General features: G+C 45.7%; 19 protein-coding genes. 17 read left to right on the forward strand and 2 right to left on the reverse strand.

Annotated elements, in window-relative coordinates; genetic code table 11:
- Positions 1-23 precede the first annotated feature (23 nt).
- From AC58U0_RS11295 to AC58U0_RS11355, 13 genes are all read left to right on the forward strand, one after another.
- Positions 24-1,712 (forward strand): type 2 periplasmic-binding domain-containing protein, encoded by a 1,689-nt coding sequence (locus AC58U0_RS11295; RefSeq protein WP_497379088.1) that lies wholly within the window; start codon positions 24-26, stop codon positions 1,710-1,712.
- Between the two features lie 101 nt (positions 1,713-1,813).
- Positions 1,814-3,997 carry a hypothetical protein gene (locus tag AC58U0_RS11300; RefSeq protein WP_497379089.1) on the forward strand — a complete coding sequence of 728 codons (2,184 nt, stop codon included), beginning with the start codon at positions 1,814-1,816 and terminating at the stop codon, positions 3,995-3,997.
- A gap of 45 nt (positions 3,998-4,042) precedes the next feature.
- A complete protein-coding gene (locus tag AC58U0_RS11305; protein ID WP_497379090.1) occupies positions 4,043-4,192 on the forward strand; it encodes a hypothetical protein in 150 nt (49 codons plus the stop codon).
- A 1,175-nt stretch (positions 4,193-5,367) separates the two neighbouring features.
- Positions 5,368-7,242, forward strand: coding sequence for an ADP-ribosylglycohydrolase family protein (locus AC58U0_RS11310; protein ID WP_497379091.1), 1,875 nt, complete (start codon positions 5,368-5,370; stop codon positions 7,240-7,242).
- Positions 7,243-7,245: 3 nt separating this feature from the next.
- A complete protein-coding gene (locus tag AC58U0_RS11315; protein ID WP_497379092.1) occupies positions 7,246-8,076 on the forward strand; it encodes an amidohydrolase family protein in 831 nt (276 codons plus the stop codon).
- A 117-nt stretch (positions 8,077-8,193) separates the two neighbouring features.
- Positions 8,194-8,349: a helix-turn-helix domain-containing protein gene (locus AC58U0_RS11320; RefSeq protein WP_497379093.1), complete on the forward strand. Its 156-nt coding sequence runs from the start codon at positions 8,194-8,196 to the stop codon at positions 8,347-8,349.
- A gap of 389 nt (positions 8,350-8,738) precedes the next feature.
- Positions 8,739-9,737, forward strand: a complete 999-nt coding sequence (locus tag AC58U0_RS11325) for a LacI family DNA-binding transcriptional regulator (RefSeq protein ID WP_497379177.1) — start codon at positions 8,739-8,741, stop codon at positions 9,735-9,737.
- Positions 9,730-10,671 carry a ribokinase gene (rbsK, locus tag AC58U0_RS11330; protein ID WP_497379094.1) on the forward strand — a complete coding sequence of 314 codons (942 nt, stop codon included), beginning with the start codon at positions 9,730-9,732 and terminating at the stop codon, positions 10,669-10,671. The genes AC58U0_RS11325 and rbsK (AC58U0_RS11330) overlap by 8 nt, the downstream gene beginning before the upstream one ends.
- Positions 10,668-11,063: a D-ribose pyranase gene (gene rbsD / locus AC58U0_RS11335; RefSeq protein WP_056839153.1), complete on the forward strand. Its 396-nt coding sequence runs from the start codon at positions 10,668-10,670 to the stop codon at positions 11,061-11,063. Before rbsK (AC58U0_RS11330) ends, rbsD begins: the two co-directional genes overlap by 4 nt.
- A 14-nt stretch (positions 11,064-11,077) precedes the next feature.
- Complete coding sequence (locus AC58U0_RS11340) at positions 11,078-12,586, forward strand: sugar ABC transporter ATP-binding protein (protein ID WP_497379096.1); 1,509 nt, start codon at positions 11,078-11,080, stop codon at positions 12,584-12,586.
- Positions 12,587-12,620: 34 nt separating this feature from the next.
- Positions 12,621-13,532 (forward strand): ABC transporter permease subunit, encoded by a 912-nt coding sequence (locus AC58U0_RS11345; protein WP_497379178.1) that lies wholly within the window; start codon positions 12,621-12,623, stop codon positions 13,530-13,532.
- 25 nt (positions 13,533-13,557) lie between these two features.
- Entirely contained in the window at positions 13,558-14,511 is a 954-nt protein-coding gene (gene rbsB / locus AC58U0_RS11350) for a ribose ABC transporter substrate-binding protein RbsB (RefSeq protein ID WP_497379097.1), read from the forward strand.
- 120 nt (positions 14,512-14,631) lie between these two features.
- The gene (locus AC58U0_RS11355; RefSeq protein WP_497379098.1) at positions 14,632-16,389 is read left to right on the forward strand and encodes a methyl-accepting chemotaxis protein; all 1,758 of its coding nucleotides are present in this window, start codon (positions 14,632-14,634) and stop codon (positions 16,387-16,389) included.
- Positions 16,390-16,662: 273 nt separating this feature from the next.
- On the opposite strand, the gene AC58U0_RS11360 is transcribed toward AC58U0_RS11355, so the two are convergent.
- Entirely contained in the window at positions 16,663-17,412 is a 750-nt protein-coding gene (locus AC58U0_RS11360; protein WP_497379099.1) for a response regulator transcription factor, read from the reverse strand.
- A complete protein-coding gene (locus tag AC58U0_RS11365; RefSeq protein ID WP_497379100.1) occupies positions 17,409-19,139 on the reverse strand; it encodes a cache domain-containing sensor histidine kinase in 1,731 nt (576 codons plus the stop codon). The genes AC58U0_RS11360 and AC58U0_RS11365 overlap by 4 nt, the downstream gene beginning before the upstream one ends.
- Positions 19,140-19,392: 253 nt before the next feature.
- On the opposite strand from AC58U0_RS11365, the gene AC58U0_RS11370 reads away from it, so the two are divergent.
- From AC58U0_RS11370 to AC58U0_RS11385, 4 genes are all read left to right on the forward strand, one after another.
- Entirely contained in the window at positions 19,393-20,463 is a 1,071-nt protein-coding gene (locus tag AC58U0_RS11370) for a BMP family lipoprotein (RefSeq protein WP_497379101.1), read from the forward strand.
- Between the two features lie 189 nt (positions 20,464-20,652).
- Entirely contained in the window at positions 20,653-20,826 is a 174-nt protein-coding gene (locus AC58U0_RS11375) for a substrate-binding domain-containing protein (RefSeq protein ID WP_497379179.1), read from the forward strand.
- Complete coding sequence (gene rbsK / locus AC58U0_RS11380; protein ID WP_497379102.1) at positions 20,819-21,730, forward strand: ribokinase; 912 nt, start codon at positions 20,819-20,821, stop codon at positions 21,728-21,730. Before AC58U0_RS11375 ends, rbsK (AC58U0_RS11380) begins: the two co-directional genes overlap by 8 nt.
- Positions 21,731-21,755: 25 nt before the next feature.
- Positions 21,756-22,820, forward strand: coding sequence for a BMP family lipoprotein (locus tag AC58U0_RS11385; RefSeq protein WP_497379103.1), 1,065 nt, complete (start codon positions 21,756-21,758; stop codon positions 22,818-22,820).
- Positions 22,821-22,824 lie beyond the last annotated feature (4 nt).

Raw genomic sequence — 22,824 nt, forward strand, 5'->3', positions numbered from 1 at the left:
TATAAAAATGAAGGAGGGTTCTCATGAAAAAGAAATGGTCTAGAGGTGCTTCCGTTGTATTAGCATTAACGCTTGCTGGTGGTTTAGTAGGTTGTACTCAGAAGGATGAAACGTCTCCAAGCCCAAGTGCAAATTCAAACACAAGTCCAAGTGCAACTACACCTGCCAAAACGGACACCAAGAAAGAGGTCACGCTTAAAGTTTTGCATAACTGGAATGGTTCCAGCGGTTCTGAGAGCGACATGAATGCCGTAGCCAAAGTGATCAAGGAGAAAACCGGGGTAACGGTTCAAATGGAGTACACCAAAGGAAGCGAAGTGGAGAAAGTCAACACGATCTTCGCAACGCAGGACTTGCCAGATATATATACGGGACCAGCGTGGGGCGGGGAGCTGGATGGCATCATCAAAGCCGCAAAAGAGGGCCAATTGGTTGATCTCTCCGGCAAGCTGGCCAATTATCCCAACCTAGCCAAAGAAATCGCCAAAGAAAACGTACCGCCTGCACTCTACGAAAAAGGAATCGACGCCTATGGTGGCAAAAAGTATTTGCTGTATCAAAATCATCCTGCAACAGACAAGGATGCCATGGACTGGCTGTACGGCTTCTATGTACGCAAGGACATCGCTGAAAAAGTAGGGGTAGATCCGCAGTCCGTCAAAACAAAGGACGACTTTTACAATTTCTTGAAGAAGATCAAAGACGCAGGCCTCAAAGAAAGCGGTCAACCCGTCATTCCGCTCGGCGGCTTTCACAATGGTTGGGCTGTTAATATCGGTGATCAGATGTTTATGGGATCCGGCTTCCTCGATAAAGGAGACGGCTCTCTAGAAAATAATTTCTTTACTAAAGCATACGAAGACTACACGTTATACTATCGGAAGCTGATTTCCCAAGGGTTGCTCGATTCCGAAGCGTTCACGCAGACGGATCCCATCGCGAATGAGAAAGTAAAGCAAGGGCGGGTAGCCGTCCTCGCAGCTCACTATCCAGCTATTCTTGATGCCTCCAAGGACTACGTCCAGTCTCACCCAGGCAGCGATTATGTGCCTGTAGGTCCGCTGGAAAGAGCAGGAGCTGAAGCCAACCGTCCAGCCGATCTAGGCGTGCAGGGCAACAATGTGACTGTTATTACGAAGCAAGCTAAGGATGTGGATGCGGCCCTGCGCTTGCTGGATTTCCTAGCTTCTGATGAAGGCTTTATGCTTACTCGCTACGGTGTTCAAGGCGTCCATTGGGATATGCAGAACGGTAAACCGACAGCGAAAAAGGAATGGTTTGATAAGTTTGTGAATGACAAAACCGGAAAGTTGAAAAAGAACGAAGGGATCGGCGTCGGCTACGAAAGTTTAACGGGACTTGACCGTACGAATTCCAAAGGTAACGGGGACATCTGGGCGGATCAGAATCGCGTGGCCGCTTTAGAGAAAGCGCGTAAAATTTTGCGCCCGAATGGCATTAAAGTCATCACAGCCTACAATCCTTGGGACGTTATTACGAAAGCCCCTCAATGGGAATCGCTTAAGCCATCCATGGATAAAACCGGTGACGTATGGAAGGAAGCGATATTTGCCAAATCCGATGAGGCGGCACTCAAAATCATCAATGATTTACGTGGACAGATGGTAAAAACAGGATATCGCGAAGCGATTAAATTCACGAATGATAATCTAAAAGGCAAAGAAGTGGTAAAACTTCAAATGCCAAACTAAAACTTAACAAGAGGCCGCTCTGGTGGCGAACGACGGGAGAGGCTATAAGACTCTCCCGTTCTTGTTCTGCCGAGCGGGAACTCCTAGAGGAGGGATTACCTTTGTCGAGACCGGTATCGAATAGGAAGGAATGGACGGGTTTCCAAGAATCGCGTCCGTATGGGGCTAAGTACGATTTGCGCAGCGATTTTGTTATGGTGTATGGCATCTCAGATGACTTGGAGGAACGAATCGCCGGGTGGAAAGAAAGGGGCTATATCATCCACCTCATGACAGGAGTGTCATGGGGAGAATACCAAGACTATTTGTACGGAAAGTATGATGGCCGTGATCATTGGGACGAAGCTCAGACCAATCGCGCCGGCGACCACCTGCTGCACGGCAAAGACGTGCCTTATATGGTTCCGACGATTTCCTTTAGCGAGTACCTTGCAGCCGGTATTAAGCGGGCAATCGACTGTGGGGCCGAAGCCATTCATTTGGAGGAGCCGGAGTTTTGGGTAGCTGGCGGATATTCGGAAGCTTTCCAGCGGGAATGGCGCATCTTTTATCAAGAGCCGTGGATAGCGCCTCATGAATCGCCAGACGCACAGTACCGAGCGTCCAAGTTGAAGGCGTATCTGTACTATCGAACGCTAGATCGCTTATGTGCGCAGATGAAGGAATATGCGGAAGTCCAATATGGGCGTGCGATTCGTTTTTATGTGCCGACACATAGTCTGATCAATTACACGCAGTGGCGAATTGTGAGTCCGGAAGCGCTGCTCGTCAACATGCCAGCTTGCGACGGGTTTATCGCTCAAGTATGGACGGGAACAGCGCGTACGCGCAATGTGTACAAAGGCATCCGTGAGGAACGAACGTTCGAAACGGCATTCCTTGAATACGGCGTCATGCAAGAGCTCGTTCGCGGCACAGGCCGTGATATGTGGTTTCTGCATGATCCAATTGAGGACAATCCGAATTACACGTGGTCGGACTATAAGGTTAATTATGAAGATACAGTTGTGGCTTCTCTGCTTCATCCTTACGTAAACAATTACGAGATATGCCCTTGGCCGCGAAGAGTGTTCGAGATTACCTATCCGAAGGAAGACGGCAAAGGGAAAGAAATGATCCCGCCCGATTACGCGACCGAGCTGTTGACCGTCATGCACGTACTTCGTGATATGCACCGCCATGAGGAAATCATGTCCGATGAACAAACGGATGGAATCGGTCTCCTCCTTGCCAACTCGGCGATGTTCCAGCGGGGTGACATTGAGTTGCAGTCAGATGAGGTTGACTTTCGTTACGATGGCACCATCAGTTCGCTAATTCTTCCTTCCGAGCATCACGAAGAGATGCTGAATTGGTCGGCATTCTATGGGCTGGCGCTGCCGCTTGTTAAACATGGCATACCGCTTCGCCCGGTTCAGCTGGACAATTTGCTTCATTTTCCGGGGTATTTGGACGATTATCGAGTAGTGCTGCTTAGTTATGAATTTATGAAACCGGAGCATGCTGGTCTTCATCAAGTGCTGTCGCAGTGGATACGAGAAGGAGGTTTCTTGATCTATGTTGGCGATGGCAGTGACCCGTACCACAGTGTCAAGGAATGGTGGAACCAAGGCGTCAAAGCCTACGAACGGCCAGATGATCACCTCTTCGAGGCGATTGGGATAGGACGCCGCCCTGAGGATGGCGAGTACCGGGTAGGTCAAGGCGCTGTTATCGTCCATCGCGTCCATCCAGCCCGGCTGGCTGAAACCGAAGACGGCGCGAATTGGGTCCGCGAAAGTGTAAAGCGTGCACTAGCCATGCGCGGAGATGAGGAGCCATTGCGTGAAAAGCAATACCTTCAAATCCGTCGAGGTCCGTATGTCGCGACACGCGTCATGACGGAGTCGCTTACGGATGAAGCTGTCACCGTTCATGGCCGCTTTATTGATCTTTTCGATGCCAGACTTACTATTGTGAGCAATCCGGTTGTCGAACCAGGCAAGGGCAGTCTTCTATATGACCTTGAAACAGCTCCTGATCTGACCTCAGCAGTCATCGTCAGTTCATCGCGAATCCGTGACGAGGAACCCATCGTAAATGGGAAGTTTCAGTTCTTCTCCGAGGCGCCTGCAGGAGTAATCGTGAGTACTAGGCTCCAACTGACAGAGGAACCTCGTCATGTCATTGCGGATGGTCTTGAAGTTGTAGATCGAAGCTGGGAACCCGGATCTCGAACGCTTCTAATCCGCTATCCTGGCGTACCGGAGGGGACACTCGTCTCAGTCATTTTCGAAAAGGAATAAATTGTATGAGGATGGAAAACCTACTCTCAGGAAGGTGAGAGAAGGATGGACAAAGAGAACATGAATCTCTTGAATACGCAGGATTTAGATGAAGCCAACATGCAGGAGGAAATCTGTAATCCGGATTTTGATTTGATGCGCGAATATGCCAATCAGCTTAACGGAGAGATGGAAGTTGATAAGCAAGACGATTGAAACTTAGCAGCAGCATGGTGTTTCGGCAGTATTGCATGTAACAGAAGGCATTTCGCTCTATTAGCGAAGTGCCTTTTTGCTACCGCCTATGTCACCCGACTTCTAACTAGCGGAACGACGACGATGCGTTATTTCTGGAAATCTCGTGTAAAATTGAATCAGAAGAACGTGAGGGCGCTATTTGATCAAAATGAACGATTCGGAGCATAATCACCGAAATAACGGCTCACAGAATACTATTTACCTCTCTCTATGCACTCAACTTTTTACAACTTCAATTAAGGAGCGCATCTCCATCTCATTGCCCAATCTGGCAAGCAGCACCCATAGTTGTTCTTTCCGTTTCCCAATTCAACCCGCAGCTGGCATCACTAGACAATGGAGCCTGTCGATGAAATCGATAAGCTCCTTTTCTATCATCAAAAATAAAGTACCTCTCTAAAGCCTCTAAAGTACATTCTTAGGACAGAAATAAGTGTTCCAAAGGGCAGTGCTTGAGCTTGAGTGGTTAATAGGATTAAATCCATTGGATCAAATGCAATGAAATTCAACATGCTACTCGCGAATGCATCATTCCATTGGACAATATGCAATGAAATTCACTCCGAAGCCTACTTTTGAGCAATATTCGGAAAAAAATTGCATTTTATCCAATGGAAATGCTTATGAACACTTCCCGTATGAGATTCCATTGGATATTGTGCAACAGAATCTATTCGGACATCTATTCTTCTTATTCAAAACAACATCACAAACCCAAAATAACCTCAATAACACCTAAATAAACACACAAACCTAATACAAACTTCTTCAGCAGCTGACGGAATTCCTGGCTCTGCTGTAGCACGACCTTAAACGAATTAATTAGCGGAACGCGTAACGGTCCAGCATCGGCATAAACACCGAAATAAAGGCTGTTCGCTCCCTATGATCCGCAGCTTAGCAGCTTATATGTCCGAAGTCACTCCACAGAGTTGAATTCGACCAGCATGGGTTATCGATTAAATCCATTTTTTTGTGAAGTATTTCCGATTCATAGCAATTGTTCAAAGCAAGGTGCATGACTACTTCTAATATTTATTCTTTTGAAAACATAACGATGGACATGGCTCCTTTAAGAAACCGGTCTTATGATGAAGTTATGAACACAATAACAACTTACGGGAGGTTTCGTCATGGGTATCCGAATTCTGAATGAACAAGATTACTATCGAATCGTATATGGGGGATGGCTTGGGAAAAATATTGGGGGAACACTTGGAGCACCCGTAGAGGGTATTAAGGAGTTGCTAGAATTGACCTTTTATCCGGAGCTGCCGGACGGTCCATTGGAGAACGATGATTTGGACTTACAATTGGTGTGGCTGCATGCTTTGGAGCAATACGGTCCAGGATTGACTGCGATCGAGCTTGGGCAGGAATGGTTGGAGCATATCTTTTTCCCATTCGATGAGTACGGTTACGCGCTTACGAATCTGAGAAGAGGACTACTTGCACCCGTTGCGGGATCATTCAACAATCCGTTCAATGAGTGTATGGGTTCACCCATTCGTTCCGAAATCTGGGCCATGGCTGCACCTGGATCGCCGAGTACTGCGGCTCATTATGCTTATCAGGACGCCATCGTGGATCACGCCGGCGGAGAAGGGGTGTACGGAGAAATGTTTTTTGCCGCCCTCGAAAGCGCTATTTTCTATGAGAAGGATCGGGATCGCTTAATTGAGATCGGCATGACCTATATCCCTGCGGATTGCCGTACCGCCAAAGCATTGAAAGATCTGCTTCACTGGCATAAGGAAGGGAAGGATTGGCTCGAAGCGCGTTCGCTCATTCTGGTGCATCATGGCAACGATAACTTTACGGATGCCCCGCAAAATATTGCCTTTACGATCCTTGGATGGTTATATGGTGAGGATTTCGAGGATGCGATTTTGAAAGCGGTCAACTGCGGTTATGATACCGATTGTACAGCTGCTACACTGGGCGCTATTTTAGGCATGCTGCTCGGTCCAGATGGTTTGCCGGATAAATGGGTAAATCCAGTTGGTGATCGGATCGTCGTTAGCCCGCCGATTAAAGGATTTCCCGCACCTAAGAACTTGGACGAGTTAACCAGGCGCACCATCCGCATGGGCAAACAAATTCTTGCAGCTTGGGATACGGGCATACTTGTGCATCCTGACCTTCCGACATCCTTGAACCAACCAGTAGAAACGAACGAAATGGAAGAGAAAATAAGGGAGCTTTGGACGAGGAAGGTAACAGCTAATCACTACTTGCTGCCACAAGGAACTCGTAACACTCCGGATGCTGAGCTTGAGATCGATTTCGGTCAGGAAGGTCCAGCCATCGGAGTGAATCAGAAGAAGACGCTGCATATCACGTTCACCAACCGTTCCTTAACATCAATAGCAGGCAATATCGTGTTAGAACTGCCCGAGAACTGGGAGGGACCGAATTCACTCGAAGTGAACCTACTACCTAATGAATCGATCGAGTGGCATACAGAAATCCGAGCTTCCGCGATTGCTGAGTCTAGTTATGAGCTTGCATTTGTTTGGACGAGATTTCATGACCAATCCGTATGGGCTGCTCAAAAGGTTCCTTTTTCTTTGGTAAATGCTTCAAAGTGGATAATTTGGGGTCCGAATAGCAGCGAAGGGAAAGAAGTATATTTCCCAGGCAATCGTTTGGAATGGGAGAAGGAACTCGGTAGTGAGGACGATGGTGTGTATCGCGCTCAAACGAAGCTCTTCAACCCGATAGAGCGAAAGATTCGTCTTATTGCGGCCGCAAGAGGACCTATTGTATTGAAACTAAACGGTCAAATCGTCATTGAATGTAAAGAATCGTTGGAATTCATGCCAGCTTATCATCGGGCTCCGGAAGAACAAAGGATTGAAATAACACTAGCTGCAGGAAGCTATGACATTGAAGTTGAGGCATTAAGGAATGGTTCTTCATTAGAGGTATATGTCTTGCCGGTGGCACTTCTTACCACAACACTACCTGGCCCCCATTATTACTTTACAGATATTTTGTTTGGGTGACCTATGAGAATTGATGCGCATCAGCACTATTGGAAAATGGAACGTGGAGACTATGGCTGGCTGACCGCTGAGCAGGGTATATTATTTGCGGACTATATGCCGGAGCAGCTGCAGGATTCGCTCCAGCGCTATCACTTCGAACGCACGATTGTCGTGCAAGCCGCGCCGACGCTGGAGGAAACGCAATTCTTGCTATCTTTATATGATGAGTATGAAAGTATAGCTGGGGTGGTCGGCTGGCTAGATCTGGATTCACCGCTATTTAGCGAGCAATATGCTAAGTTTCGAGAGTATAAAGGATTTGTTGGCTTCCGACCGATGCTTCAGGATCTGCCGGATTCATGGATTCTTCGACCGCAAGTTATGCAAAATATAAAGCAGTTAGTCAAGGATGACTTTCCGCTTGATTTACAGCTTAGACCACGGCATCATCCTTATATATTGGAGGCGTTTCGAAGCTTTCCGACACTTCGGGCAGTGGTCGATCATGCGGCAAAGCCTTTTATCGCGGGACGCATCTTCGAACCTTGGAAAACAGAGATGGCTGAATTGGCTGCATTCCCTAATGTCATGTGCAAGCTGTCAGGGTTAGTAACAGAAGCTGATCAGCAAGCTTGGAACTGGATGGATCTGGCTCCTTATGTGCATCATGTCATCGAAGTGTTTGGCACAGATCGAGTGATGTTTGGCAGCGATTGGCCAGTATGTCTTACGACTTGCAGCTATGATGAGGTTTTTTTGGCTTTGCTGAACGCGCTGCCCTCCAACCTGTCTAGAGAGGATCATTCAGCTATCTTTGGAGGGAATGCAGCACGATTTTATCAATTATTGTAGGCTTACCTAAAAACATATAGGGGGTAGCTGTAAGCGGCAGCCCTTTTGAATATCCATGGAAAAGCCCCTTTCTGCCATTAGGCAGCAGGGGCTTTTCGCATCTGAGCTATTTCTTTCTTGATACAAGAGTTAGCGAAGCATTCGGGCTTAAGCCATGCTTATATCAGCTTACTGGAACGATCGGTAAAACCGGTAGGACCTGCGACAGCCAAGAAGTTGAATGATTTACTCGGTAAGAATTTGGACGATATATTTCGGATTGAGTTGATGTGAGGATGATCCATGATGAGAAAAAAGCTTGATCCAATGAATTCCCTCTGGATCAAGCTTTTTTTTCATTTTAATTACTGATAAGGGAAGATCGGTTTGAACCGTCACCCGCAGCATGAGCTTTTGATGATAAGCCAGCTGTTCTGGACTCAAATTAAACAGGAGATTGAACAAACACGAATGAAAAATGTATGAGGCTTGCACCGAATGGCTTAGATTGATTGGTGTTTACAACAAACGCTTGTTGTTAAAATATTTAACTTGCGAACGAAAATAAATTATGATATATTTTTTGTGTAACCGGTACCACACGGTAAAACGTCAGTTTTATAGCCGTTATTATGTATTTGCGGTATCGTTACCATAAATATAAAGTTGGAAGTGAAACTAGGATGGCAACCATACGTGATGTAGCCAAGTTAGCCGGAGTCTCTGTTGCCACTATATCTCGTTACTTAAACAAAAGTGGATATGTAAACGCAGATACGGAACTGAATATAAAACATGCGATAGAAAAACTGAATTATTTACCTAGTGTGGTAGCGAGGGGACTTGCTGGAAAAAGCACAAAAACATTTGCGCTAATTTTACCCGACATTTCAAATCCTTTTTTTCCAGAGCTAGCCCGGGCGGTTGAAGATGTTGCTTCTACGTATGGATTTACCGTCATATTATGCAATTCTGATGGCCAAATTAGTAAAGAAAAAAATTATATTGATATATTAAAGAGCAAAAACATCGATGGCATTATTTTTGCATCCAATACACTGGGACAAGAAGATGTAGACAAATTGGCGTCTTTTAACATCCCGTTTGTTTGTTTAGACCGAGCGCCTACCGATAAATCCTGCAGCGTTGTTCGTTCAAACAATCGTGAGGGAGGCAGATTAGCAGTAAAGCATCTTCTTGAGTCGGGAAGCAAGAAAATTGGACATATTTATGGTCCTCAGGATCTGATCCCTGCCAAAGAGAGATTAATTGGATACGAGGAATCCGTAAGAACTTTTGATTGGTTCAGCCCAAGCTTAATGGTTCAAGGGGATTTTGGGATTAGCGGTGGTATAAAAGCTACAGAGGAACTTATGCGGCGGCATCCTGATATTGATGCTATTTTCGCAGGAAATGATTTAATGGCTGTCGGAGCCTTGAAAGCGCTGCATAGAATGGGCATTCAAGTACCTGGACAAGTTGTAGTTTGTGGATTTGATGGAATAAATATGACGGAAATAACAGAACCTGAACTAACAACGATTGCGCAACCCATTTATGATATGGGTGCTTTAGTATCGAGGATTTTGATTAAGAAGATCGAAGGCACCATCGAAGCGGATCAAATTTATGAACTGGATGTCACGTTAATCCCAAGAGAATCTACGAAGAGGAGTGGGTAAATTGAAGGTACCACATATCGTTGTGATCGGAAGTTTAAATATGGATATCGTTATTGAAGCAGATAGACACCCACAACTGGGAGAAACGATTCTTGGATCTAACGCCCGGTTCATACCAGGCGGCAAAGGTGCAAATCAAGCGGTAGCGGCTGCAAGGCTCGGAGCCAAAACAACCATGATTGGAGCGGTCGGCACAGACAGTTTTGGTCAAGAGCTCCTGAAAGCTTTAGATGATAATAAGATCAGTAGAAACTCGGTTAAACTCGTGGATGGCACTGCAACGGGGATAGCTTCCATCTTTATTTCAAATGGAGATAACAGCATCGTGGTTGTTCCGGGTGCTAATTATCAATTGCTGCCAGACGATATCGATAGATATGAGGCAATCATCCAAAATGCGGACATCCTTCTTCTTCAGCTGGAAATTCCTTTAGATACGGTTATTCATGCAGCGAAGAAGGCAAAGTCATTCGGGAAGACTGTCGTTTTGAATCCGGCTCCCGCTCAGTTTTTGCCCGATGAGTTATTGAGGAATGTAGATTACATCACTCCCAACCGGTCAGAATTGAGTTTGCTTACTGGGATTCAGGCAGAGGGTGATGAATTGGAAACTGCGATGACAAGCATAATACAACGGGGAGCTAACAACGTTATTACGACGTTGGGTGCTGATGGATCCGCTTTTTTAGAAAAAGGGAAGCTGCAAAAAGTACCCGGTTATAAGGTTTCTGTTGTTGATACGACAGGCGCTGGAGATTCATTCAATGCCGGATTAGCTTTTTCTCTTGCCAAGCAAAACAGCTTGGAACAATCTGTATCATTTGCAGCAAAGGTTTCCGCACTAGCTGTTACTAAGTTTGGTGCTCAAGCTGGAATGCCAAGCATAGAGGATGTGGAACTGTTTGCGAAAAATTCCAAGGGAGAACCTACATGAAAAAGATTGGAATTTTAAATAGTGAAATTTCCAAGGTGATCAGTGAACTTGGGCATACTGACACGATTGTCATTTGTGATAGCGGGTTGCCTATTCCTGCTCACGTAAAGCGAATTGATCTGGCTTTGAAACAAGGTGTTCCTTCTTTTATGGATTGTTTGGAAACCGTACTTCTAGAAATGCAAGTTGAGCAGGCTTTCATTGCAAGTGAAATGGATCAGGTAACTCCGAAGCTAAAGAAGCAAATGGAAACTTCCTTAAACGGGGTAACTGTGCACGAGGTGAGCCATGAAGAACTGAAGACAATGACTCATCAGGCTAAGGCAATCATACGAACAGGTGAGTTTACTCCATATGCCAATGTCATTCTTCAGGCTGGAGTTATCTTCTGAAAGGAGGAATTGGAATGACGTTCAAATTGTTAGAAATGAAGGGAATCAGTAAAAGTTTCCCTGGCGTTAAGGTGCTAGAGCAGGTTGATTTTACCCTGCATCGCGGAGAAGTTCATGCGTTGATGGGGGAAAATGGGGCTGGTAAATCTACGCTAATGAAAATATTAGGTGGAATTTATACAAAGGATAGTGGGTCCATTACTGTTAATGGAAACGTTTACGATATTGCATCACCTTCCATGGCACAAAACTTAGGCATCGTTATTATTCATCAGGAGCTAAATATGGTTCCCCATTTAACGGTTATGGAAAATATTTTTCTTGGCCGAGAATTCACATATGGGAAGTCGAAGCTAATTAACTGGAGACGCATGAGACAAGAGTCTCATCGTTATTTATCGCAATTGGGTTTGAATATTGATCCGGGTACGTTAGTTAATGAGCTTTCTGTAGGTCAACAGCAAATGGTCGAAATTGCGAAAGCGTTATCTATGAAAGCAGAAATTCTTGTTTTGGATGAACCGACGGCGGCCCTCACGGACCGTGAAATTGAGGCATTGTTCCTGGTCATCGCTTCCCTTAAGGAAAAGGGTGTCGGCATGATTTATATATCCCATCGGATGGAAGAAATTTTTAGGATTTGCGATCAAGTTACGGTGATGCGCGATGGACATTATATTGGAACCGAATACATTGCCAATACGACGATGGATCATCTCGTCAAAATGATGGTTGGCAGGGAAATTAAAGACCGTTTTCCTAAAGTAAAAGTCACCCTAGGAGAAGAAAAACTGACGGTCAGCGGGTTAACTCAAAAAGGTAAACTCCATGACATTTCCTTATCTGTAAGGGCTGGAGAGATCGTAGGCATCGCCGGACTAATGGGTGCTGGAAGAACAGAACTGGCGAAAGCACTGTTCGGAGTGAATCCTATTGATCGCGGAACGATTTCCATTAACGGAAAACCAGTCTCCATTCATAAACCAATTGATGCGATTCATGCGGGTATTGGCTTAATCACGGAAGATCGGAAAGATGAGGGACTGCTCCTTCCTCTTTCGGTTAACGACAACCTAGCCCTTCCGAATTTGAAGATATTATCATCATTTGGTTTCATGAATCGTTCAAAGGAACGGGAACTATCGGATTCCATGATAAAAAAACTGCTGATTAAAACACCAAACAGTGAGCAGAAGGTCGGCTCTCTTAGCGGAGGTAATCAGCAAAAAGTGGTCATCGGAAAATGGTTAGCCACGAACCCGCAAGTATTGATATTGGATGAGCCTACACGCGGAGTTGATATCGGTGCTAAGAAAGAAATCTATGATCTAATGAATGAACTAGTTTCACAAGGTGTAGCCATTCTTATGATCTCTTCCGAGCTTCCGGAAGTTTTAGGAATGAGCGACCGCATACTTGTCATGCACGAGGGGAAAATAAGCGGTGAATTTACACAAGAAGATGCAAGTCAGGAAAAAATTATGTTAAGTGCAACAGGGGGAGGGAACCGACATGCAGGTTGACGGTAAAGCTTTAAGCAGACCCAAAATCGGTAAGATGCAGAGTCTGGGGTCTTTATTGGGATTGGTTCTAATTGTAGTTATTTTGTCGGTAGTGAACGGTGACTTTTTAACCGTTGGTAATATTTTTAACGTTCTTCGTCAAATTTCGATTAATGCTCTTATTGCCTTCGGTATGACATTCGTCATTCTGACTGGGGGAATCGATCTTTCTGTAGGATCCATACTGGCTTTATCAAGTGCTTTTACGGCTGGTTTAATGGCAAGCGGGATGAATACGTGGCTAGCTGTAGGGATCGGTTTAGTTGGCGGTTTGATCATGGGGGCGATCAACGGCTTATTAATCACGAAAGGTAAGGTAGCTCCATTTATTGCGACACTGGCAACAATGACAGTATTCCGCGGACTTACCTTAGTTTATACGCAGGGAAGGCCAATCACGGGCTTCAAAGAGGATTTCGCTTTGTTAGGGAAGGGGTATTTTCTGCAAATTCCAATGCCGATTATATGGATGGTCATTGCATTTGCAGTTTTATATATCATTTTAAAGCATACAACTTTTGGTCGACGTGTCTACGCGCTCGGCAGCAACGAGGAGGCGACTTGGCTTTCAGGTATTAACACATCAAAAGTAAAAATCTTGGTTTACTCGATTAGTGGTTTATTAGCCTCAATTAGCGGTATCATTCTAACTTCCAGACTTAACTCCGCTCAGCCGACAGCTGGAGGAGCGTTTGAACTGGATGCGATTGCAGCCGTAGTTCTTGGTGGAACCAGTTTATCAGGGGGAAGAGGCTGGATTGTCGGTACATTGATTGGTGCCATGATCATTGGTGTATTGGATAACGGTCTTAACCTATTAAATGTTTCGTCTTTTTATCAACAGGTGGTCAAAGGCGTAGTTATCTTAATTGCTGTATTGTTAGACCGATCGAAGTCTCGAAAATAAAACACAGATCAAAGGGGAGTTTACTATGAAAAAAATGAATCTTATATTGTCTGCCGTAGTAGCGGTGTTTCTGATTTTGGCTGGATGTTCGACTCAATCTAAGATTGAGGGAGGAGCAACTTCGAAACCATCTGCGACCACGGATACCAAAGCTGCTGCAGGCAAGATGACTATCGGGCTTTCCGTTTCCACACTGAATAATCCATTCTTCGTCACCTTGAAGGACGGTGCAGATAAAGCGGCAAAAGAAGCTGGTGCTACTTTGGTCGTTGTAGATGCTCAAAATGATACAGCGAAGCAAATTAGCGGTATTGAAGATTTAATTCAGAAAAAGGTAAGCGTAATTCTTATCAATCCGACAGATAGCGATGCTATTGTTACTGCAGTTCAATCTGCCAATAAAGCCAACATTCCTGTAATTACAGTAGACCGTGCAGCCAATGGCGGAACAGTCGTTACTCACATTGCTTCAGATAATGTAAAAGGCGGTAAAATGGCAGGTGACTTTATTTTGAAAACCCTTGGTGACAAAGGTAATCTTGTAGAACTTCAAGGAATCGCAGGAACTTCTGCAGCACGTGATCGTGGAAAAGGTTTCCATGATGCTGTTGATGGAAAAGCTGGCGTAAAAGTGATTGCTTCTCAACCTGCTGATTTCGACCGAGCAAAAGGGCTTTCCGTTATGGAAAATATTTTGCAAGGAAATAAAGATATTCAGGCGGTATTTGCTCATAATGATGAAATGGCATTAGGTGCCCTTCAAGCGATTCAATCCTCTGGTAAAAATATTGCTGTAGTTGGTTTCGATGCTACAGATGACGCGGTTAAAGCCGTAAATGACGGGAAACTTGCCGCAACAGTAGCTCAAAAACCGGCATCCATCGGAGACACAGCTGTGAAAACAGCATTGAAAGTGCTAAAAGGCGAACAAGTTGAAAAATTTATTCCGGTAGATTTGGAATTGATTACGAAAAAATAAGAATACGTATATGTTTATCATATTAGCAAAATGAGCGATGAACCCTTCCACTGAAGGAAATAAAGGTGGTGGGGTTCATCTTCTGTTTAAAAGGTGAATTCAATATTGGAGGTTGGCATTGTGAATCAACGATTTAAAAAAATAAAACTAACTGTCGGTAAGAAGTTATATGCTGGCTTTATCGTGATTTTGTTATTGATGTGTATGCTTGGTTTGACAACAATGAATCAATTGAAATCTGTGAACGTTAAAACTAAAAACATTACTACTGACCGGTTGCCTGGCATTGAATTGATTAATGAGATTAACTATTTAACGGAGCAAGTGCGTTCCTTGGAACTTCGAACTTTAATTGAACCCAATCAATCTTTAATTGGAGAACTTAACGCCCAGACTCAAACAGCTATGGAAAAGATCGAAAATGACTTTCAGACATATGCAAAGACGATTGCTACTGATGAAGAGCAAGTAAATTTCAATTCGTTAAAAGAAGAGTGGGACAAATATAAATCTTTACATAACCAATTTATTGAGTTATCCAAAAAAATTAATCTCATTTATAAGGGTTCAGGAGACAAAGGAGATCAGCTTTTACAATTCTTAAGGGATTCACAAAAAGTATTTGATAATATGCAAATCAATGTGAACTTTTTAGTTAAAATCAATCATGATGGTTCAATAAAGGCGGGAGAAGAGTCTCAAGAGGTCTATCATTCAGGTATTATAACTTCTCTAGTTTTCATTATCATCTCGCTCATTATTTCCATGATTCTTGCCTATTTTATTACCCGAAATATATCTAATCCAGTACGTTTGGTATCTCGTGTGCTAGAGCAGGTGGCATCAGGTGACCTTAGAATCAAAGCAATGAAAGTGAAAAACCGCGATGAAATTGGTAATTTGGTAAATTCACTAAATCAAATGGTTGGAAATTTACAAAGTATTGTAATTCGGATTCAACAAGCTTCCATAACAGTAGCTTCTTCGTCAGAGGATTTGTCGGGGAGTTCGGAAGAAACATCCCTTTCTACGGAGCAGATTACAACAGTCATGCAAGAAGTGGCCGCAGGGGCGGAGAATCAAATGTTGGGATTCGCTGAAACAAGTAAGGCAATGGAAGAAATGTCAAAAGGCATTCAGAATATAGCTGAAGCTTCAAGCAATGCTTCAGATCTTGCAATTGAAACGACAAAAGGAGCTATTCAAGGTAATGAAATGATCCATTTAGCTATCCATCGGATGAATGCTGTAAACGATATTGTACAAAAGAGTGCTGCTGAACTTATACAATTAAATGATCGTTCTATAGAAATAGGCGGCATAGTAAATATGATTACCGAGATCGCATCTCAAACACATTTGCTTGCTTTGAATGCTTCGATAGAGGCAGCTCGTGCGGGGGAACTAGGGAGAGGCTTTTCAGTCGTTGCTGCAGAAGTTAAAAAGTTAGCAGAGGAGTCTGAACGGTCAGCTCAGCAAATTCAGGAATTAATTAGGAGTATTCAAACGGATACAAGTCGCGCAGTCTTGTCCATGAATGAAGGAGTAAGTGAAATTCATGACGGGATGAAATCTGTCAGCTTAGCCGGAGCCGCTTTTGAAGAAATCGTGGGTGCATCCGACAGCTTATCTATCCAGATTCAAGAGATTGCATCATCATCCGAACAAATGTCCGCGAGTAGTGAACAAGTGACTGCGTCCGTATTGGAAATGACTCATATCTCCAAAAAGTCTTATAGCCATACCCAAAATGTTGCAGAAACTTCCATTGGACAATTAGCTTCTATGCAAGAAATCACAGCTTCTTCGAATTCTTTAACTGTAGTCGCACAAGAATTACAACAAGTAATAAGTATGTTCAAAATCGATAAAGAATAAAAGACTGAATTCAACAAATTTTGGGCTCTTTCAAGTTTTTTGTTCAACCATTGGGGATCAGTAGTTCAGGAGGGGCAGCATCTTTTAGAGCAGCTCCTCTTTGATTTACTTAGATATATTGAATAACTCTAATATGGAGCTGTTCGAAGTGTAAGCACGATAAGTCTTATGAACTCAAGATTCGCAAGTTACCTTTGTACGAGTATAGCCTCTGTCTTCTCCTAATGTTACTTGAGAAGCTCGAACTATTTTCCCACCGCACCTGGCTTTCACTCACTTCTTCTGCCGGAATTCGTTCGGGGTCATGCCGAATTGCTTCTGAAATACCTTGGCAAAATACTTCGGGTCGACATAGCCGACCTGCTCGCAGATTTCGTATATTTTAAGTCCCGAATTTTTCAGCAGATCGCATGCTTTCTCCATACGGACAAGAGTCAAATACGAGTTGAAGAGCAGGCCGCTCTCATTTTTAAAAATTTGTCCGAAATAGTGCGCCGTCAAATGTATAGTCTCCGCCACATCGGAGAGCGAAAGCGGAGTATGCAGGTGGTCTTGGATATACTGCATCGCTTTGCGAACGATTTCCTTGTGATATGTCAAGGGGAGCTCGGGTTGAACCGCTTCGGTATCGGCTCCGGTTTCCGGATTGCGCGATCCTAAGAGACGATCGACAGTCTCGAGAAGCTCATCCGTGTCGATGGGCTTCAAGATGTACCCTTTGGCCCCGTATTTCAGCGCCGTTCTCGCATAGGTGAAATCTTCATAACCGCTGATCAGGATGACTTGAGTATTCGACATTTCTTCGTAAATGTATTGAAGCAGCTGCAGTCCGTCCATATCCGGCATACGGATATCGGAGATGACAAGCCCGATCGGCTCCGCCTCCAGATAACGGATTGCGTCGTATCCGTTGTGAGCGATGCCGACGACCTCGATGTGCCGCTCATCCCATTCCTCCATCGAGCTTAAACTGTCTGCAATGATCCATTCATCGTCGATGATCAATAGCTTCGTTTTCTTCATGTCGACTCCTTCCTAGGCAGCTTGAACGTCACGGTCATGCCGTTTCCTTGGACGCTCTCCACGTGTATGCCGTAATTCGTCCCAAAATAGAGCTTAATGCGCGATTGCACATTGAATAAACCCACCTTGCCATGATGCTTGGTCAGCTCGATCGCCCTGTGCTCCAGGTCGTCACTTAGCTGCAGCAGCGCTTCCGTCCCCATGCCCACGCCTTGGTCGCTGACGCTGATGTAGACGTCATTGCCATCGAGCCAACCCTTCACTTCGATGTTCCCGTCGCGCTGCTTCGGATCGAGTCCGTGAATGACGGCGTTCTCGATGACGGGCTGCAAAATCCATTTGATCGTATATAGGTGAAGCAGCTGCGGATCGAGCTGGATGTCATACCGGAAGCCTTCCTTCATCCGCAGCTTGTGAATTTCGAGATAATTTCGAACGTAAGCGACCTCTTTCTCAATCCGAATCATATCGTCGAAGGTGCCGATGCTCATCCGCAGCAGCTTGCCAAGTAGCACGATCATGCGACTGATTTCCTGCTGCTTCGTTTTGCGAGCTAGGGAATTAATCGATTCGAGCGTGTTGTACAGAAAATGCGGATTGATCTGCGACTGCATCGCGGTCACCTCGGCGCGGCGCTTCTGATCCTGCTCATCGTACACTTGCCGGACCAAATCTTGGATGCGGCGCACCATCGTATTGAAGCCTTGGCCGAGGACGCCGATCTCGTCCAACGCCCCGCCTTGATAGTGCACGTCAAAGTCGCCACGGCCGACCTTCATCATCAGATTGCGAAGATGTAGAATAGGCTTGGAAATCCGGTCCGATAAAATGAGCGAAACGATCACGCAAACAACGATGCTGCCGATCATAATCCAGAGAGCGACCTGGCGGATGCCGTAAATCGGCTTATAGAGTTCGCTTTTTAAAAAATAGGAGGTGAAATTCCAGTCTGTCGTTTTGTCGTAGCGTTGAATAAGAAAGTAGTTTTGCTCCAGACGTTTATAATCATCGTCAACAAAAAGCCCGGCTTGATACGGGTATAAGATTTCTCCGGCCCGGTCGGTAATAATAACACCTGAAGCATAATCGTTGTAAATGTCGCCCATCAAGAAAATGTTTTTCAGTAAATCCTGCAACACGTCGATTTTAAAATCGATGATCAGAACGCCGCGAGCTCCGGACCCGATGTCTCCAATGTAACGGATGAATGAGAAAACGGGTTGAGTCGCCTCTTGAGCGCTATAGGAACGATAGTGCATCTGCGAAATCGTATACAAGTTCGCATTGTCTTCGTTCCCAGAAAGCCAATGAAAGTCGCTTTGCCGGGTGGCACCGGGACGCAAATCGTAGCCGTAAGCATGGATGAGGCCGCGGTCGCTAATAAGCGTCATTCCGATATTTTCAGGGCGAATAGCTTGGGTGGCCGACAATAAACGATTCAGGTCGGGGATAAGGGCTTGTCCTGCCGCGGTGCTCGGCTTGTTTAGGAAAGCCGAGACGTTCGGGTCCGGGGCGATCGCGTCCCCCATGCGCCGCATGTCGGCAATATAAAGAGAGAGCGTTTTCAGCTTTTGATCGAGTATATTGATCGTTTCCCTTTGGAGCTTTTCATTCAGCTTACGTTCGGAGCTTGATAGCGTAAACCAGCCCGATAGCATAATCGGTATGGTCGAGAGCAGCAGGAACGACAGAAGCAGCTTGGAGAAAATCGAGTTCCGGAACAACAAGCGCGATACCCCCTACCTCAAGGCTTGTGTAGTAATGTAAGTATACCTTAGCAGAACGTGCTCAATTCAGGCAAATCGAAAAATAAGTGCACGATTTTTACACCCTAGTTCAACGGTCTGTCTCCTTTTTTGGTAGTGAAAACATGATATATTTGTATTGAAATCGCTTACAGAGTACAAACTGATAAACAAAAGCGGACAGGCAAACAGTTCAGGGGGGAGTGGGAATGAGACGAAACAAGGACTATGGGTCATGATGACCGCACTTTTCTTTTGGGGACTAATCGGCTGCGGTGGCGCAGATTTGACCAAGACGAAGCGGCAGGAGCCGGCAAAATCGGAGACGACGGACAAGGGGTCCGTTCAAGAAGGAAAGATTAAAGTCGTGCATTATGTTGGCGGCAAGCTGGGCGACAAGGGCTTCTTCGATTCGGCCGAACGGGGACTCAAAAAAGCCGAGTATGTATTCGGCTTCGAAACGTCGACCGTTGAAGGAGGCGAGGATTCCACGGTTTGGAAGGCTGGCCTCGAGAAGCTGGCGGCCTCCGGCGCATATGACGTCATCGTAGTCGGCACGACGCCAATGAGGGAGCTAGTTAAGGAGTTGGCAGGCCGTTATCCGAAGCAGCGGTTTGTGTTCTATGACGATACGATTCAAGGAATACCGAATGTTTACGCGATGCTCTATTCGCAGAGCGAGGGTTCGTTCCTCGCGGGCGCTTTCGCCGCGATGGTCTCGACGAGCCCGGAGCTGAGCGGGGCAAATCCCGAGAAAAAAATTGGTTTCATTGGGGGCGTGGATAACGAAATCATTAATGATTTCAAGTCGGGTTACGAGCAGGGCGCTTTGTTTATCGATCCGGATATGCAAGTGGTAGCGGTTTACGTCGGCGATTTTGTCAACCAAGGCAAGGCGAAGAAATTGGCGAAAACGCAATACTTGTTGCAGAAGGTCGACATTATATATAACGTGGCCGGCGCCGCCGGGTTGGGTCTGCTGAAAGCAGGGAATGAAGTCGGCAAATACACGATCGGGGTCGACAGCAACCAGAATCCATTGTATCCGGGCAGCGTGCTCACCTCCATGCTCAAAAATGTGGACGAGTCCGTTTTCCGTGCTTTAAGCAAAATCCGCGGTGGCTCGCTGCCATTCGGTACGACGGAGGTGCTGGGTGTGAAGGTGAGCGGGATCGGGATTGCCAGGGACGAGCTGTATGAGAAGTACGTTCCGAATATAATTAAGGAAAAGATAAAAGATATTGAAGGCAAGATCGCCAGCGGGGAAATCAGGGTCAAGTCCTCCTTGACAAAAGTGAGTCCATAAGCGTTTGGTTGGTCAAGAATCGCCGTTCGGTATTTAATTGACGTCAAGTGCAGCAAAATCGCGCTCGACGGCATCTTCGCCGGCAACGACACGATGACGATTGGTACGCATAAGAAGCTCCTACGAATGGGGCTGTGCGTGCCGGATCAAGTGGCGCTTTGCGGATTTGACTGAATTGACTTTACCCTCATCGTTGAACCTGAAATTACGACCGTTGCCCAACCTATTTATGACATGGGCATGCTATCTACGAGACTACTAATCAAAAAGATTGAAGGCGACATCCAAGAAGAGCAGACACATCTGTTTGATGTGACTCTCATACCAAGAGGATCGACAGAAAGGAAAAGAAATGATGAATAAACCCCGTATTGTGGTTATCGGGAGCTTGAATATGGACATTGTAGTGGAAACGTCTCGATTTCCGCGTGTTGGGGAAACTCTGACAGGCGAGCATGTCCACTTTATACCAGGCGGTAAAGGCGCGAATCAGGCCGTAGCTGCTGCGAGGTTAGGCGGTCAAACGACGATGATCGGCTCCGTGGGAGACGATATGTTCGGACAATCGCTCATTGAATCGCTTCAGCAGGATGCGATTTCCACAGATCACGTCAATCGGATCACGGGAACCCCGACAGGAATCGCCTCCATCATGCTGGCCGAATCGGACAACCAGATTGTAGTCGTTCCGGGGGCAAACGCAAGCTGTTTGCCAGAACATATTCAAGCAGTGGAGCAAGTCATCGCGGAGCATGATATCGTGCTCGTGCAATTGGAAATTCCGCTTGAAACGGCTTCGGCCGTTTGCCAGTTAGCGAAGAAGTTAGGCAAGACCGTTATTCTGAATCCAGCACCTGCGCGCAAGCTGCCGGAGGCCATGCTGAACTGCGTGGACTATATAACGCCGAACCGCTTAGAACTAGCGACGCTCACGGACATCGATGCTTCTGGCGATCAGCTGCAGACAGCTATGGAAGCGCTGCTTGAGATGGGACCGAGCTATGTCATAACGACGCTCGGCGAGGAAGGCTCTGCCTTTCTGCGCAAAGGAGAACCGTTAGTGAAAGTTCCGGCTTACCGTGTTCCTGTTGTAGATACGACTGGAGCGGGTGACGCCTACAACGGCGGACTGGCTTATGCGCTAGCCGCGGGCAGTGAGTTGAAAGAGGCGGTAGCTTTCGCCTGTAAGGTATCTGCGATGTCTGTAACAAAGCTCGGCGCACAAGCTGGTATGCCGACCCAGGAAGATTTAAAAACACTCCAATAAGATAATCCTAAGGGGGATTTACACGATGAAAAAAAGATTAGGAATCACTGCCTTATTGTTACTGTCCGTATTGGTATTCTTAGCAGGTTGCGGGAAGTCCAACACATCGACAAGCGCGCCAGGAGCAGCAGGTACACCTGCTGCGGGCAAGAAAATCAATGCTGTATACTTCGTGAACGGAACGCTTGGAGATAAAGGGTTTTTCGACTCTGCACAAAGAGGCGTGAAGCAAGCTGGTGAAACACTTGGCATGACAGTGAAAACCGTTGAAGGCGGCACGAACCAAGCTGACTGGCCTTCAGGACTAGAATCACTCGCTTCCAGCGGGAAATATGACGTGATCGTTCTTGGGACAAGCCAAATGACGGACATCATCAAAGATGTGGCAAAGCGTTACGAAAAACAAAAGTTTATTTTCTTCGATGAAGCTATTACAGGACTTCCGAATGTATACTCCATGACGTACTCGCAAAATGAAGGTTCTTTCATGGCAGGAGCATTTGCAGCATTGGTTACGACAAGTACGGAACTGAAAGGTGCAAATCCAGAAAAAGTGATCGGCTTTATCGGCGGTATGGACATTCCAATTATTAATGACTTTAAAGCAGGCTATGAGCAAGGCGCGAAATACGTGGATCCCGCAATTACAGTTGTCGCTTCTTATGTTGGTGACTTTGCAAACGCTCCCAAAGGTAAAGAACTTGCACTAGCTCAGTATAATTCGCAAAAAGTAGATATCGCATTCAACGTAGCAGGAGGAGCTGGCCTTGGCCTTCTGGAAGCCGGTAATTCTTTAGGGAAATATTCGCTCGGTGTAGACTCCAACCAAAACGGTCTGTATCCGGGCAGTGTGTTAACTTCCATGGTAAAAGCCATTGACAACTCTGTTCTACGTGCATTGACTTTGTTCAGTCAAGATAGACTGGGATTCGGCAAGAATGAAGTGTTAGGTATTAAAGAAGGCGGAGTAGGCTTGGCGAAAGACGAATTGTACAGCAAACATGTTCCTAAAGCTATGCAAGATAAGATCTTGGACATAGAGCAGAAGTTAAACAAAGGCGAAATCAAAGTGATATCTACTTTGAAATAAGCCG

The sequence above is a fragment of the Paenibacillus sp. J31P190 genome (assembly GCF_059692075.1).